The sequence below is a fragment of the uncultured Tateyamaria sp. genome (assembly GCF_947497045.1).
Lineage (GTDB): Bacteria > Pseudomonadota > Alphaproteobacteria > Rhodobacterales > Rhodobacteraceae > Tateyamaria.
Genome location: NZ_CANMEU010000003.1, coordinates 255,067 through 270,202 on the forward strand (window position 1 = coordinate 255,067; position 15,136 = coordinate 270,202).

The 15,136-nt window shown below is 56.2% G+C and carries 14 protein-coding genes; 6 read left to right on the forward strand and 8 right to left on the reverse strand.

What is annotated here, in order from left to right:
- Positions 1-29: 29 nt before the first annotated feature.
- Positions 30-254 carry a hypothetical protein gene (locus Q0859_RS08030; RefSeq protein ID WP_299149545.1) on the reverse strand — a complete coding sequence of 75 codons (225 nt, stop codon included), beginning with the start codon at positions 252-254 and terminating at the stop codon, positions 30-32.
- Positions 255-314: 60 nt separating this feature from the next.
- Positions 315-767: an Lrp/AsnC family transcriptional regulator gene (locus Q0859_RS08035; protein ID WP_299149548.1), complete on the reverse strand. Its 453-nt coding sequence runs from the start codon at positions 765-767 to the stop codon at positions 315-317.
- A 118-nt stretch (positions 768-885) separates the two neighbouring features.
- Between Q0859_RS08035 and ltaE the strand changes: the two genes are divergently transcribed.
- The 3 genes from ltaE (at position 886) to Q0859_RS08050 (ending at position 3,620) form a co-directional block, all read left to right on the forward strand.
- Positions 886-1,926, forward strand: a complete 1,041-nt coding sequence (ltaE, locus tag Q0859_RS08040) for a low-specificity L-threonine aldolase (RefSeq protein WP_299149550.1) — start codon at positions 886-888, stop codon at positions 1,924-1,926.
- Positions 1,926-2,975, forward strand: coding sequence for an aldo/keto reductase (locus Q0859_RS08045; protein ID WP_299149552.1), 1,050 nt, complete (start codon positions 1,926-1,928; stop codon positions 2,973-2,975). The genes ltaE and Q0859_RS08045 overlap by 1 nt, the downstream gene beginning before the upstream one ends.
- A gap of 180 nt (positions 2,976-3,155) precedes the next feature.
- On the forward strand, positions 3,156-3,620 hold the full coding sequence (locus Q0859_RS08050; protein ID WP_366523188.1) for a helix-turn-helix transcriptional regulator: 465 nt from the start codon (positions 3,156-3,158) through the stop codon (positions 3,618-3,620).
- 184 nt (positions 3,621-3,804) lie between these two features.
- Here Q0859_RS08050 and Q0859_RS08055 read toward each other — a convergent pair whose 3' ends face one another.
- Both Q0859_RS08055 and Q0859_RS08060 read right to left on the reverse strand, forming a co-directional pair.
- Positions 3,805-4,563, reverse strand: a complete 759-nt coding sequence (locus Q0859_RS08055; protein ID WP_299149557.1) for a hypothetical protein — start codon at positions 4,561-4,563, stop codon at positions 3,805-3,807.
- Between the two features lie 198 nt (positions 4,564-4,761).
- On the reverse strand, positions 4,762-5,622 hold the full coding sequence (locus tag Q0859_RS08060; RefSeq protein ID WP_299149559.1) for a LysR family transcriptional regulator: 861 nt from the start codon (positions 5,620-5,622) through the stop codon (positions 4,762-4,764).
- Positions 5,623-5,735: 113 nt separating this feature from the next.
- Between Q0859_RS08060 and Q0859_RS08065 the strand changes: the two genes are divergently transcribed.
- Together Q0859_RS08065 and Q0859_RS08070 are read left to right on the forward strand one after the other, a co-directional pair.
- Positions 5,736-7,157, forward strand: a complete 1,422-nt coding sequence (locus Q0859_RS08065; protein ID WP_299149560.1) for an MFS transporter — start codon at positions 5,736-5,738, stop codon at positions 7,155-7,157.
- A gap of 118 nt (positions 7,158-7,275) precedes the next feature.
- Positions 7,276-7,998 carry a GNAT family N-acetyltransferase gene (locus Q0859_RS08070; protein ID WP_299149562.1) on the forward strand — a complete coding sequence of 241 codons (723 nt, stop codon included), beginning with the start codon at positions 7,276-7,278 and terminating at the stop codon, positions 7,996-7,998.
- Between the two features lie 191 nt (positions 7,999-8,189).
- On the opposite strand, the gene Q0859_RS21505 is transcribed toward Q0859_RS08070, so the two are convergent.
- The 3 genes from Q0859_RS21505 to Q0859_RS08080 are packed head-to-tail and all read right to left on the reverse strand — an operon-like array spanning position 8,190 to position 12,927.
- Positions 8,190-8,615 (reverse strand): sodium/glutamate symporter, encoded by a 426-nt coding sequence (locus Q0859_RS21505; RefSeq protein ID WP_366523189.1) that lies wholly within the window; start codon positions 8,613-8,615, stop codon positions 8,190-8,192.
- Positions 8,616-8,621: 6 nt separating this feature from the next.
- Positions 8,622-11,675, reverse strand: coding sequence for an efflux RND transporter permease subunit (locus Q0859_RS08075; RefSeq protein ID WP_299149564.1), 3,054 nt, complete (start codon positions 11,673-11,675; stop codon positions 8,622-8,624).
- Between the two features lie 4 nt (positions 11,676-11,679).
- Positions 11,680-12,927 (reverse strand): efflux RND transporter periplasmic adaptor subunit, encoded by a 1,248-nt coding sequence (locus tag Q0859_RS08080; RefSeq protein ID WP_299149566.1) that lies wholly within the window; start codon positions 12,925-12,927, stop codon positions 11,680-11,682.
- 72 nt (positions 12,928-12,999) lie between these two features.
- On the opposite strand from Q0859_RS08080, the gene Q0859_RS08085 reads away from it, so the two are divergent.
- Positions 13,000-13,440, forward strand: a complete 441-nt coding sequence (locus Q0859_RS08085; RefSeq protein WP_299149568.1) for a potassium channel family protein — start codon at positions 13,000-13,002, stop codon at positions 13,438-13,440.
- A gap of 526 nt (positions 13,441-13,966) precedes the next feature.
- Here the strand turns inward: Q0859_RS08085 and Q0859_RS08090 are convergent.
- Entirely contained in the window at positions 13,967-14,995 is a 1,029-nt protein-coding gene (locus tag Q0859_RS08090) for an L-idonate 5-dehydrogenase (protein WP_299150197.1), read from the reverse strand.
- Positions 14,996-15,136: the final 141 nt, after the last annotated feature.

The window sequence follows — 15,136 nt, forward strand, 5'->3', positions numbered from 1 at the left end:
GGGGTTACGCCCCGCGCCCGTATTTGCCGCTAGGCGCGATCTACGTCGCCAGGGCCTGTGTTTTGTGGCTTATGCCGCGCATCGCGTTGTACCTGGTGCACATCAATGGCCTGCGTGCCCGCCACGGCATCCGCGTCAGTTTGCTGACGATGGCGCTTTGGTTTGGGCGGAACAAACGTCTTGTAGGTCGAGAAAGCATAGAACCAAACCAGCAGCGGAAAGATCACATCAATCAACAGGGTCAGTCCGAACACCGGAGCGTGTTGCCAACAAAGCGCCAATTCGCTGCGACTGCACCAATGTCTGGTTTCGGCCTAAGGCTCAAGCGCCATGTTAAACTTGTGCTGTTCCAAGACAAACATTGTGGTGAACTGAATGACATTCTGGTTGTCTGAGAACATACGCTCGCCGAGCTGCTGAAATTCTTCCATATCCGTCAGGTTGAGCATGACGACCACGTCGGTCTCCCCAGATACGGAATAAACCTGCGAAACCGCCTTCTCCCTATCCAATTGCGCAAGCCAGTCTCGACGAGCCGTCTTTCCATGATCAGCGAGCCTGACCGTAACGATTGCTTTGAGGGCGCGCCCCATCTTTTTTGGATCAGTGAGCGCAATTGTCCTGGTTATGATCCCGTCCGCCTTAAGGCGGCGCACGCGTCGCAGACAACTCGATGGCGCGAGCCCGACGAGATCAGCCAGATCGTTGTTTGCGATGGAAGCATCCTCCTGAAGAAGCGCTAGGATTTTCTGGTCGATGCGATCCATGATAATTCCGAAATTGCCTGATAATGCAATTCAATTGCAAAATTGCGCAAACTTCAATCACCTATTTCTACAAGCTTGAGGCAGGGTCTTTCCAACTAAACGAAGCGAGAACGATCCCATGCAAAGCTCAACCGATATCAAAATAGACTTCCGCAGCGATACCGTTACACGCCCCACCACCGACATGCGTGCTGCGATGGCGGCGGCCGAAGTGGGCGATGACTACTATCGCGACGACCCAACAGTTCATGCCCTGGAAGAAACTACGGCCGAGCTTTTCGGCAAGGAAGCGGCGCTTCTCACGCCATCCGGTACACAATCCAACCTTATCGCGGTGATGAGCCAATGCGGGCAAGGTGACGCGTATATCGTTGGAGACCAGTCGCACAGCTTTCTGAGAGAACTCGGAGGTGCTGCCGTCCTGGCTTCCGTCCAACCTCAGGTGGTGCGCAACCAATCTGACGGGACCCTTGCCGTCGCTGACATAGAGGGCGCGCTCTTTCCGGCATCGATCCTATTCGCGCCCGTGCGCATGATCGCGCACGAAAATACCTTCAACGGTCAGGTGCTTTCGCTGGACTACATTGCAAAGGTTTCGACTCTGGCCAGAGAACGGGGACTGGCGATGCACCTGGACGGCGCACGCGTTTTCAACGCCGCATGTGCGCTTGGCGTAGAAGTGGCCGAGATTGCGCAGTATTTCGATTCTGTGAGTTTCTGTCTGTCAAAAGGTCTCGGTGCGCCGGTCGGCTCCCTTCTCGTCGGGTCCACAGAACTGATCGAAAGGGGACGGCGGCATCGCCAAATGCTTGGCGGTGGGATGCGACAGGCCGGTGTTCTGGCTGCAGCCGGGCTTCATGCGCTCAACAATCATGTGGCCCGACTATCAGAGGATCACGACCGAGCAAAACGCCTCGCCACTGCACTGGTTTCAGTGCCGGGAGTTAGACCAGATACTCCGCAAACGAATATGGTTTTCTGCAAAGTCGATCCTGGTATCCAGGATACGTTCGCAGCCTTCCTGCAAGATCGCGGAATTGCCATCTCTGGCTCGCTCGCACAGCAGCGATGGGTCACGCACCTCGACATCAACGAGGTTGATTTTCAGAGTGCTCTCAAACACATTTCAGAGTTCGCAAAGCAGGCAGTGGCAGCATGATGAAGAAGCACGATCAAGTGTCGGTAGCGACTGAAGAAATAACCCTCTGGAACGACAAACAGGTGCCCCGGATCGGCATTGGAACCTGGGTCATGGGGGGTATGCAATATTCAGGCGGCAAGCCAATCGGTTGGGGTGAGGTGGATGACAATACATCTGTCCGGACGCTGCACACGGCCTTTGATATGGGCGTTCGGATCATCGACACATCTGTCAGCTACGGTGCTGGTCACGCCGAAGACGTCATTGCGCGCGCGATCCGTGAGAGCAGCCTCGACAGCGATGATGTCGTGATCTGCACCAAAGCAGGGACACTTTGCGATCCAGAGAGCGGCGACATCATGGGACCAACCGACCGCAAGAGGGACATTTTGGATGCGATCGATGCCTCACTGCATCGTCTCCGCACCGACTATCTTGATCTGGTGAAGTTTCACGTCAATCGATATCCCGTTGATCGCTCTGAAGAGGTGTTTGAGGCGCTGTCAGAGGCGTATGCGGCTGGAAAGATCGCGGCATTCGGCTGGAGCAACGATGATCTGCAAGGTGCGATGGCCTTTGCCGATCTCGAAGGCTTCGAAGCGGTTCAGCATGACCTCAACCTCTTCTCGACAGCGGATCATCTGTTGCGCGCAATTGAGGAACGCGGCCTGTGGTCATTCAATCGGCAGCCACTGGCGATGGGTCTGCTGTCGGGTAAATATCACGGGAAAAGTCTGAGCATCCAGGCAGGTGATATGCGCAGCAGCGGTTTGGACTGGATGCGGTATTTCGACAAAGATGGTGCACCGACAAAAGACTTGGTCGAGGCAGTCGAGAAGGTCAGGGCGCTGCTGACTGATGACGGAAGAACAGTCGCCCAAGGCGCCCTAGGGTGGTGCCTCGCCCAGTCCGATCGAACAATCCCGCTGCCCGGTTGTCGCACGCCGGAACAGGCTATGGACAATTTCGGAGTTCTGGCGCTTGAGCCTTTAGAGACCGAGACCGAGACCGAGACCGTGAATGCGGTCAATGACTTCCTCGCAGGCCTTCAACGCCCTGTGACATAAGAGCCCAAAGCGACGGATGCTGCGCGTTGGACGAATGTATGCAAGTCAATTACCACACTCGGTCGAAATGTCATTCAAAATGCTTGACGTCATTCAAAATAAGTGACATATAGCATTTTGACTTACTAGAAGAGAGGCGAGATGCAGATCACGTCTGACCAGTGCCGAGCGGGACGTAGCATGTTGAATTGGAGCCAAGATCAGCTTGCAACGAACGCTGCAGTGTCACGTGCCACAGTTGCTGACTTTGAGACCAATACTAGGAGACCAATGCAGAACAACATGCGATCCATCGCTGACAGTATGTTCGCAGCTGGCATCGAATTTTTGCCTGAAGAAGGCACCAAGGGTGTAGGAGTCCGCTTCCGCGAACGAAAGCTAGAGTACGTAGGGAACGTGCGGATCAATCGTTTTGAAAACAGCGCAGCCATCAAAATGCGTTACGCTGGCGAGGAGTTTGTTTGCGTGATCGACCTTGACGCAGTTGACGATCACCACAGAGGCAATTTCTCGACTGATGACCAATACAGCAAAGCCATTTCCGACATTTTGCACATTGTGCTGGCGGCAGCCGAACGTCATGCGCCAACCAAAATCAATAATGGTAGGCTTCTCGTTACATACGACATGTTACAGAACGGGTGATCCTGAGCGGACATTCAGCCAATTAAAGGCAATGACAACTTCGTCCCGCGTCTTGCCAGTTCGTGCGTTGCGCCGCGAAAGGCGCTCCATCCCGGAACGGTCGTTCATGGATCTCGCGGCGAAGGCCGCGGGAGAGCCCAGAGTACCGAATGCTGCGATGTGCATGAGTGTCCGGATCGAAATACTAGTGGCGGCTGAACCTCTTGGCTAAACCGCTCAAAAATCCCGATGTCCTGGGTGCCTGCACCCACAATTCAAGTGCGCTTTCGGGAAGCTCATAGACCTCCAAGTCTCGTACAATTAGGTTTGTTTTTGGCTCTCTGCCTGCAAATGGCAAAAAGGCAGTCGCAGGAATAAACCAATCTGGCTTCATGTTATTTTCTTCCAGATCGGCCTCGAGCGCGGCGTATAGAACCTGTTTTCGTCCCGCATCAAAAACAAACTCTTGTCCTGTTTCTCGCCAGAGTTTGGCCAGCAGCGACATATACGCATTGGTCCCGTCTCCATCGATATATGATCCCCAACCAGCGTTGTTATCTTTGACGAACGGATGAAAGTTCTGGAGTCTGCAAGCCGTGGAGTAATGTTGTTCCAGTATGTTGCTTACGGCGTAAATATATGCGGCGAGGATGGTAGACCCGTCGACCGGTGCCGCCCGAAGAATCTGCATGATTTCATAAGGATCGAAATGAGAGTTAGGCGCGCACAGGATTGAAACGTGACGTGTGTCCAGATCTGCATCTATGATGTATTGAACTGTGTTTTCGTTATGGACAGGCCTGAAATGCAACGCATTCTCAGCGATAGCCCACCAGTCATGCTGTTTTAACGTACCGTTTTGTTTGTGTGCAAAAAGGACCTCGTCAAATAGAGCCTGACGGGCTTCCGGGCTATGTGTGAGCGGGTTAAAGTCACCAAGCGCCATATTCATTTTGTCCTTCATGTCGGTCAGCTGAAAGCTTGATTGATAATCTAAACCAAAAGAAATTGGCAAATTTACGCAAAGTGGCCGTTCGACGAGACACAATCAAAGTCAGCGCCATCTCGCGGAGCCGCTATCTGAGCAAGTTTCAGGCTTGCAGCAATGTCGCACGTCCGATTTGAGCCCTAAGTAAGGTCCATTGCGGGAGCCTGCGGAATCCTACGCTAAGCGCGATTTGAAGAGCTGTGTTAGTTTTTCAACGGCCATTCTGATCCGCCGGTCTCGTAGCAAATCCCGATGAACGATGATGTACTCGGTGGAAATATCAACCGGATCCAAATCCGCTTGTCGCCGGAGCCGCTTAGCCGCGTCTCCCATGAAGTCCGGCAGCACACCATAGCCGAGCCCTTGTTCGAGGGCATACAGCATTCCGTTCTGGGTGTTTACCTTTAAAACCGACGCGTCTCCGACATGCTGCTTGTACCACTGCGCAAGAACTGGAAACCAGCACCGTTCCCTGCTGAATGTAACCCAGTTTGGATCATCAAATGGGTGGGACTTTCGCCCCTCCAAAAAGTCTTCAGACGCATAGACCCAGAAAGTAAGGTCTCGCATCTTTCGCGCAACCAGAGTGTCAGACTCAGGAAGACATCCCCTGATCTGAATATCGGTCTCGCGACCATCATGATCGAGGTGATCATGAGATGAAAAGAACTCGAACTCGGCATCAGGCAGTTGGCTTCGCAGCCAATCGATGTTTTCAAGAATGTAGCGCTCCCTCACTTCGTCCAAAGCAATGCGGATCGGGCGCCGTGCTGCCTTCGCGATTTCCGGCCTCGCCCGCTCAAGACTTCCGGCAACATTCCTCATGTTCCTTGCAATTGGTGCGAGCTGTTCACCCGCGGGTGTCAACATCAATCCGTTGGGTGTCCGATCAAAGAGCCTTGCTCCCATCTGATCTTCAAAATTGCGAAGCCTTCGGCTGACTTGCGGCTGGCTCAAACCCAAGGTTCGAGCCGCTGCCGCAATGCCACGCATAGAGACCGCAGCGTCAAAAATCCTTAAATCGTCCCAATTCATCTACGCATTCCAAAAGCAACGCCTATGCAGATATACATACAGGCATAAGTATCTTGCGTCTAGCGGTTGCCGATTATGGATGGCATTCTTGAGCCATCTGACGGAGTAAACAATTGACGACGCTAAACAACTCCGAACCTCATGCGAGTGAAACAGTCCGTTGGAGCGAGCTGCTGACAGCGGACAATGCGCCACCCTTGTTTGCCATTTGCGTCGCTGTGTTTCTCCATGCTGCCGATGGGTTGCTTGTTGCGACCATGCTGCCTGTGATCGTGGCCGAGATTGGCGGCGTATCCTATATTTCATGGATCGTGATGCTGTATGAGATTGGAACAATTCTCATCGGAGTGTTGAGCGGCGCGCTCGTTATACGTCATGGCTGCCGGATACCACTCTCCATTGCAGCTTTCACCTTCTCTGCCGGTTGCGCTGTGAATGCTTTAGCTGCGTCAATGCCAATGATGCTGATTGGACGCCTGTTGCAGGGTCTTGGCGGCGGTGGGATGATGGCCATGTCATTCGTTGCGGTCACGCTTCTTTTTACGCCGAGGCTTCAGGCACGCGCCATGGGGCTAATATCCGCGATCTGGGCCTGTTCTGCATTTCTGGGGCCTCTGTTTGGTGGCCTATTTGTCGAATACGCAACATGGCAGGCGGCATTTTGGACGCTCACCCTCGCTTCAACGTTGCTTGGCCTTGTCCTTTTCAAGCTCGCCCCCGGAAAAACCGATACGCAAGAAACACAGACCGTCCTACCGCTCGGCAGACTGCTGTTGGTTCTGGCAGGTATTCTCGCAGTCGCATTTGCAGGGCATGAGCCGAGCGCGCTAAAAGTGGTGTGCTTCATAGGCATTGGGCTGTCATTTCTTACGGCGTTTCTTTGGATAGATGGCAGGCTGGGTCAGCACCGGCTTATGCCGAAATTTGATCCACTGTTGCGAGACGCGCCATCCGCCATGATGGTAATGGTTGCCAGTTTCGCCGCAGCCACCATTGCGATCGGCGCGTATGCTCCCTTTTTCTTGGTGTCATTACATGGGTTCACACCGTTGCAGGCAGGTTACCTGGTTGCCATGGAGGCTGTCGCATGGGCGGGCACGGCAGCGCTGATTTCCGGGATGCCACAGTGCCATGACAGGCGCTTGATCGTCTTTGGCCTTTGCGCAGTGACAATCAGCATCGTCGGTCTCATATCGTCAATCGCATCAGGGCCAATCTGGTTGATCGGGGTTTCCGCGATTTTGCAGGGGATTGGCTTTGGCCTTGCTTGGTCGTTCATCCCGCGACACGCAACGCGGGGCCTTTCAAACAGAGAAAGCGCGTTGGCATCGGGCGCAATCCCTACCACGCAACGCATAGGCTATGCCTTTGGAGCAGCAATGATGGGTCTCGTTGCAAATATCTCAGGGCTTGAAGACGGTGCTTTAGAACAGGCCGCGACAGCCGTATTCACATCTGGTCTACCTTTAGCTGTGATCGGACTGGTGGCGATGGTTCAATTCACACGCACAAGAGATGAAGAAAGCTGTCTATGACAATCATCGTAAACCTCTCTCGCAGTAACCCAGTTGATCAGAAGCAGGCTTTAACGGATCTCGCAGCCTATGCGGCCCATGTCCCAATGGATAACTACGGCAAACTGGGTTCGATTTCATGATGCAGCAACGCGGGCTTGATCGCAGTGCATCGCGGGTTGCCCAAAAGGATGGAACGATCGCTGCAATTTGGCTTGTCTCGGTACGGGGTGCTGCGGCCTACCTCATTTCGAGTGGCACCGTCCCCGAGTTCAGGTCGCAAGGTCTAGCAAAGTTGCTCTCTGAAGATTGTATTGATGGTTTGAAACGGGTGGGTGTACGAAAATTTCAAACTGAAGTTCTGACGGAGAATGCAACCGCCGCCTCCTTGTATCACAAGATCGGAATGCGGCAATCACGTGAGTTGTCTTGCTACAACCTCAAAACCAACGGATTGCCCGCAAAGTCACAGACTATGCCAATCGAAGAAACACACTGGAGTAAGATGGCGCCATTGGCGGCAGGCCCGCGGGATTGGAATTTGTCATGGCAGAACAGCGACGCCTCTCTTCAAGGTATCGGTGCGAACACTCGTTGCTTTGCGATACAGGAAAAACAGACGCTTTTTGGCTACATCGTAGTCATTCCAGAAGTGAAACAGATCGCGCAGATTGCTGTCCGGCATGGGTATCGCCGCCAAGGCATAGCAACCGCACTTCTCAAGGCCGCAGCAGATGTGACATCAAGCGATGTCCTAAGGATGCTGAATGTGGACAGCAGTGACGCCAGTTTGGCAGCTTTTCTAGAGGCCATGAAGGCCGAACGGACGATGGGTCAGTTTGAGCTGATATTGAAACTTTGAACTCTTCTTCAAGAAAGCAGCCATTGGCGCATCCGCAGCGAAAGAGGGCTATGTCCGCATACCGGGCATTGCTTCAAGTTTTCGCTTCTATCACGCGCAGTCCTTGCGCTGCGGCGCGATCTATCACCTCCGTCAGCATAGGTACCAGCTGGTCTACGGCCGCATAACCGACCGTCAGCGACGCTGCTGCATCATCTGCAAAAGATGGGCGGCGAGTGGGTCGACGACACCGGTGTTTCATGCGGCTTGTACACCTGCCGCGTCGGCGCTGTGCTGGTGTCGGGGTGAGGCCCAATGTCCGCACCGGAAGCAGTGCCTCCGTGAAACAGGGCTGCGGTTTGGGCGTTCAAGCCGAGGGTCGCGAAGAATGCCACAAAAAGGCAGTCGCGCATCTCCAGATGAAAGGCGATCTGTGCAGCGGTCAACGCAGATAACACCCAAATCAGAAAGGCGACCACGTGGCCGCCGGACACTGGCTTGGGGTGTTGTCGCCGCCTAAGAAAGATACTTTGCGTGTCAGAAATGCACCCACAAAGAAGACCACAAAACCAAACGTCACCGAGATGAGCGCAGGAACGACGACCCCCGTCATGGATTGCCTGCAAACAGCACCTCAACTGAGATCAGGCAGACGTATCAGTCTCGCCTTGCTTCACGTTAAAGAAGATCGAGTAGAGCGTCGGCACGATGATCAGCGTCAGGATTGTCGCAAAGCTGAGGCCGCAGATGATGACGACAGCAAGGGATTTGAAGAACGGATCCCAAAGCAGCGGTACAACGCCAAGTACAGTGGTCAACACGCCAAGAGAGACGGGGCGCACCCGGCTGACAGCCGCATCGACCACGGCAGCCATCCGTGCTTTGCCGTCCTCTATCTGACTGTCCGTCTCGTCGATCAGGACGATTGCATTCTTGATCAACATGCCCGTGAGCGACAGGACCCCTAGAATGGCCATGAATTCCAGCGGCGTCTGCGTCCCGGCAAGCCCATAGATCACACCGATCAGCGCCAGGGGGACGACCAGCCAGATGATGATGGTCTGACGCCATGCGTTGAACAGGAACAGAACGACGAGGAACATGGCCCCAAAGCCGATGGGCATGGTGGCGGCGAGACCGGCATTGGCCTCGGCGCTGTTGCCGAATTCGCCTTTCCATTCGAGGCTGTAGCCGGGCGGCAACGGGATGGTCTCAATCGGCCCTTTCACCGCCTCAAAGAGGTCCCCTGACAGAACGCCGGGCGCGTTGTCTGATTGCGCGGTTATGGTCAATTGCCGGTCGATGCGCCGCAGGTTTCCGGCCTCGAACACGATGTCGAACCGATCAACAACCTGGCTGACGGGGATGTATCCCCCGATGGCCGCGCTGAAGACCTGAATGTTGCGCATTTCGGCAATGTCGTTGCGCGCCGCCTCGACGGGGCGCATGACCACGTCGCGCAACTCGTCACCTTCCCGGTAGACGCCCAGGGCCGTGCCGGTCAGGTGGCTGTAGATCGCATTGGAAATCTCGCCCTGCGTCAGTCCGACCCTGCGTGCATTGTCGATGTTGATCACCGGGCGCACCACCGGAATCTGCTCGCGCCAACCGTCTTTGACGGCGACGGCTCCGGCCTCTGACATGATTGCCTTGGCTTTCGCGGAGAGCTCTCGCAGCACCGCCGGATCAGAACCAAAGAACCGCGCTTCAACCTTGGAGCCGCCGCCGGGGCCAAGGACGAACTTCCAGACCTTGGCGTTGGATTCGGGGTATGTTTCGTCAATGCGGGCCTGCAACGTCATGCGCAAATCGTCGATGACCGCGAAGTCCTCGACATCCACGAGGATCTGGCCGTAGGCCGCGTTGCTGTTCTCGGATTCGTAGATCAGCATAAAGCGCAAGTGTCCGCCTCCGACGGCGGTGTTGGTGCCCGTGACCCCATCAAGGCCACGCGCGAATGCGGCAATCTCGAGGATATCGCTTTCGGTGCGTGAGATATCCGTGCCCTGCGGCAGGAAGTAGTCAATCACGAATTGTGCCCGCGTGGAGGACGGGAAAAACCCGGCAGGCACCGCGCTGAACATCACAACAGCCGAGGCGAAAAGGGCCACGACAAGTCCAACCGTGATCCAGCGCACCCGGATCGCAAGGGCGAGCAGGCGACGATAGCCACCAAGGATCGTGTTTTCCTGTTCCTCGGCGTCCGCACGACCCGCCTTGAGCAGCAAGGTGCAATAATATGGCGTCAACCAGATCGCGACGAGCCATGAGAACAGAAGCGCGATTGCAATGGTCCAGAACAGGCTGCCTGCATATTCGCCGGTATTGTCCGGGGAAAATCCGATTGGGGAAAAGGCCAGAATGCCCACAACCGTGCCGCCCAGAAGGGGCCACATCGTCTGCTTCACAACGGCGCGCGATGCCTCTGAGGCATCCTCGCCCCGCTGCACCCGCACAAGCGTACCTTCGACCACCACGATGGCATTATCGACCAGCATGCCAAGCGCAATGATCAGCGCGCCAAGCGAAATACGCTGCATATCGAGGCCGTAAAGATACATCCCAAAAAGCGTGCCCGCGACGGTGACCAGCAAAATGCCCCCCATCAGCACGCCAGAACGCAGCCCCATGAAAATCAGCAATGTGCCGACAACAATCGCAAGGGCCACAGCCACATTGACGACGAAATTGTCAACGGACGCTTTGACGGTTTTGCCTTGATCCGACATTGGCAGGACGTGGATGCCGATGGGCCGATCACTTTCAAGCTCGGCAATCCGTTCGTTCACCGCCTGGGCCATGTTCACCACATTGCCGCCCAGCATATTCGACACACCAATCCCGATCGCTTGCTGACCGTTTCGATACAGCAATGACGACGCCGGTTCTTTCAGGCCTCGATGAACCTCAGCGATATCGCCCAACCGAAAGGACGTCCCCGTCTGCGGATCGGTGATCAAAAGCGCCTCTATGGCCTCGGTCGAGCCAATCGCGCTTTCGGGGCGCACCAGAAGCCGCGATGATCCTGCCTGAATGGACCCCGCAGGGGTGACGAGGTTCTGTCCTTCCAAAAGCTGCTGGATTTGGGACGGCGCAAGGCCCAGTTCGGTCAGCCGGGCGGGAGAGTATTCGACGTAGATGACCTCTTCCTGAACCCCGTTCAGAACCACTTTGGACACGCCATCGACGGTGACCAGCTCGCGCTGAAGGTCCTTGGCGTATTCATAAAGCTCTGAAATCGCGAACCCTTCGCCGACAATGGCGTAATATTGCGCATAGACATCGCCGAAATCGTCATAGACCTGACTGGCCAGTGCATTGGGCGGCAGTTCGGACTGCGCATCCAGAATCTTGGAGCGCATTTGCGAGAACTTCTGGTTCAACTCGGGATAGTCCGGCGTCGAAGCGATGGTGAACTCGACCGTGACGGTGCTGAGCCCCGGAGAGGAGACAGAGCGCACTTCGTCCACGCCTTGAAGCTGTTGCAATGCGTTTTCAACGACTTCGGTGACTTCTTCGGCCACTTCTTCGGCCGATGCGCCCGGATATGGCGTAAAGACCTGTGCTTGGCGGATGACGAATTCCGGGTCTTCAAAGCGGGGCAGAACAGTGTAGGCGAAATACCCGGCGTAGAGGATAAGCAAAGTCGCAACATAAGAGATCAGGCGCTTTTCCAGCGCAAAGCGGGCGAGATCCATCGGCTCAGTTCCCGACTTGACGGATTGGGCGGATGGTCATGCCATCAAGTATCTCGCTGACACCCGCCGCAACGACCATGTCGCCTTCCGACACGCCGTCCGAGATGATGACATGCGCTCCGTTGGCGTCTCCCAAGACCACGGCTTGCTGCGACACTACCCCCTGACCATCGACCAGCCAGACAAAGGGATCGCCGTTTGGTGTGGCCGCAATGGCCGAGAGCGGGGCAACGACCCTGACGCCAGAACCTTCGGTTGATGCGACCACGTTGGCCACCATACCGGGCAAGATGACCGCCCCTTCGGGGACGTCAACCGCCACACGCCCGCGATAGGTTTGACTGGCACTGTCGGCCTGAACCGAAAACTCAACGACTTCGGCCTGAAACTCCTGACCGGGAAGCGCGTCGAAAAAGACGGTATTCGAAATCTGATCGGGCCCGTTGCGGGTCAGCTCGATCACATCCGGGCCTGGAATATCAAAGGCCAGATGCACGACATCCAGCCCCTGCAACAGAACGATGCTTTGCCCCGCCTGCACGTTCGAAAAGTTCTCGATATCCCGGCGCGCGACAATCCCGTCAAAGGGCGCAATCAGCGTGGTGTCCGACAGGGCATCCCGCGCCACCTTGATCTGCGCATCGATACCGCGAATGGCGGCTTGCGAGGCTGCAATGTCCTCGGGGCGTCCGCCCACCTGACCAATGCGCAGCTGCTCTTGCTGAGCGCGCAAATTGGCTTCTGCCACCCGAGACTCGGCCTGTGCGGCTTCAACTTGCGCACGGGTTGACACGCCGCGGTTCAAAAGTTCTTCGGCGCGGTCCAAAGCCTCGCGGGTTTGGTCGACCTGTGCTTGGGCAGATTCAACAGCCGCCTCAAGGGCCACGATCTCTTCTGCGCGCGCACCGGCTTTCAGGGCGTCCAGCTGTGCGACGGCCTGATCACGCTGGCTTTGCAAAACCGAAAGCTGGTTTTCATCATCGCGTTTGTCGATCTGCGCGATGATATCCCCTGCCGCTATATCGCTGGCGGCGCGCACCGGCAGATCAATCACCTGCCCGGACACTTTGAACGATAGTTCGATCTCGCGCGAGGGGAGCACCGAGGCCGGGTAGCGCCTTGAAATCGTTGCATCAGTTGCAGTGACCTCAGCCACTTTTGCAGGACGAATGGGTTGGTCTTGCGCGCCACTCCATGTGGCCGAAATCACGCTGACACCTGCTGCCAGCGCAGTGATGCAATACCAATTCATAAATTCCGCTCCCCAAAGTGACCTGGTTCACTGTAGCATTCCGAAAACGTTTGAATACTCGGAAGTTGAACATTGAGCAGCCTTCAGCAAATCCTACTGGGCTCGGGCCTATTGGCCTCCAGCGCGGTCATCCATGTCCTGGCCATCGCCTTGAGTCTGCCGGTCTTCAGAGTTTTTGCGAGCCTTTTTCCGAAGGGTGGACGCCGACTCAGCCGGATCATCTTGTTCCTGATGCTGGCAATCGGTGTGCTTGTCGCTGCGCACACGGTGCAAATATGGACTTGGGCAGCGGTCTTCCTTCGGATCTCGGACCTGCCGGATTTGCCAACCAGCTTCTACTTCGCGACCGTCACCTACACCACGCTCGGCTACGGAGACATCGTCCTGGGAGAAGGTGCGCGCATCGTCGCAACCTTCTGTGCGATCACCGGTCTGCTGACATTCGGGATCAGCACGGCCTTTTTAATTGGCGTTTTGTCGAAAGTACTACCAGAGAGTCTTGAAGAGGACTGATCCGATATCTCTGCATCAACCAGAAGTGGGGCTCGGGCAACAGTCTATACGCTCAGTGGGTGCGCAGGCGGTACTTTTGTCCGCGTCTGGAGCATCAGATCTGGTGCAAGGTCGGGTGCCTCGGGTCGCGTCGAAGTTGCTTGCTTGGAATGACCGATTTGGTGAAGCCTGCTGCAATATGGAAAATCATACACTGCGGCAGTGAGGGTTTTCTGCGCCAATGAAAGCCACACGTGCACAAGGCGGCTTTGTCACACACACCCGACCATCATGCGCTTGGCATCACGATCCGGTTTGGCACGGAATCGTTTGACGATTGGCCCGATACGGCGTGGCGCGATCCCTTTGCAGAATTCAGGAAACCCGTTGCATCGAGTCAAAGATGCGCGGTGTTCCACATTATGTCCTGCCGCGCGGGGTGCGACTTGAGGTTGGGTTTGGCGCTTCTCACCCGCACCACCTGCGTGACATCACTGCGCCGCGCACCTTCGCCGGTCCCTGACACCCCAAGCCCGATGCAAAACCATCAGAACGTGATATTCACCTTAATCGCCTGCGTCCGATCGCCAGCACATTCAAAGGCGCGCACAGCGTCCTCGATCCCCACCGCATGGGTGATCAACGGGCGCACATCCAGACGGCGGGCACGCATCATCTCGACGGCAGTAAAAAACTCGGCGTGAAACCGGAACGAGCCTTTCAATTGCAGCTCCTTGGCGGTCATGGCCTGCATCGGTAGGGTCATGTCGCCACCAAGGCCAAGCTGCACCACCGTCGCACCCGGGCGCAGGGCAGGCACAGCCGATGCCAGCGCCGAGGCCACGCCCGAACATTCAAACAACGTATCAAAATGGCCTTTTTGGGCGTGAAACCGCTCTAGCCCGTCGGAGGACTGCATCACATTGACGGTGTGATCCGCGCCGATCTCGCGCGCCTTTGACAGCGTAAAGTCGGAGATGTCGGTGGCCGCAACCTCGACCGCACCTGCGGCGCGCGCCACAAGAACGGCCAGGAGGCCAATCGGCCCGCAGCCGGTGACCAACACACGCTTGCCCATCAGATCACCGGCTTGTCGCGCGGCATGCAGAACAACGGCCAACGGTTCGGCCATGGCGGCCTCGCCTGCGCTCAGATCACCGGCGGGTGCGCATTGGGTCGTATCGGCCACGACATATTCGCGAAACGCACCCTGAATGTGGGGGAACGGCATAGCAGAGCCATAAAAGCGCATGTTCAGGCAGTGATTTTGACGCCCCTCGGCGCAATAGATGCATGACGCGCAAGGGCGCGAGGGCGAGACCGCCACCAGATCACCAACGGACAGATCGTCCACCCCCGCGCCCAGACGGGCGACATGGCCCGACACCTCATGGCCCAGGATCATCGGTTCGCGCAGGCGGATCGTACCGAAACCGCCGTGGTTGTAATAGTGCAGATCCGACCCGCAAATCCCGCCAGCGGCCATCTTGATCAGAACCTGACCGGGGCCGGGGGTCGGCATGTCGCGCTCTTCGATGCGCAAATCCTTGGCCGCGTGGGCGACAATGACTTTCATAATGGACCTCTCGGTGAACGGGTGGGGCAGGGCGTTGCCTGCATGCATATCGGGTCGCAAGGGCGCATATCAAGCCAGCCAGGGACCACCTTGCATTGCGCCCGTGTCGGCATGCCATTCGGCGGTTGACACAGAATGGTA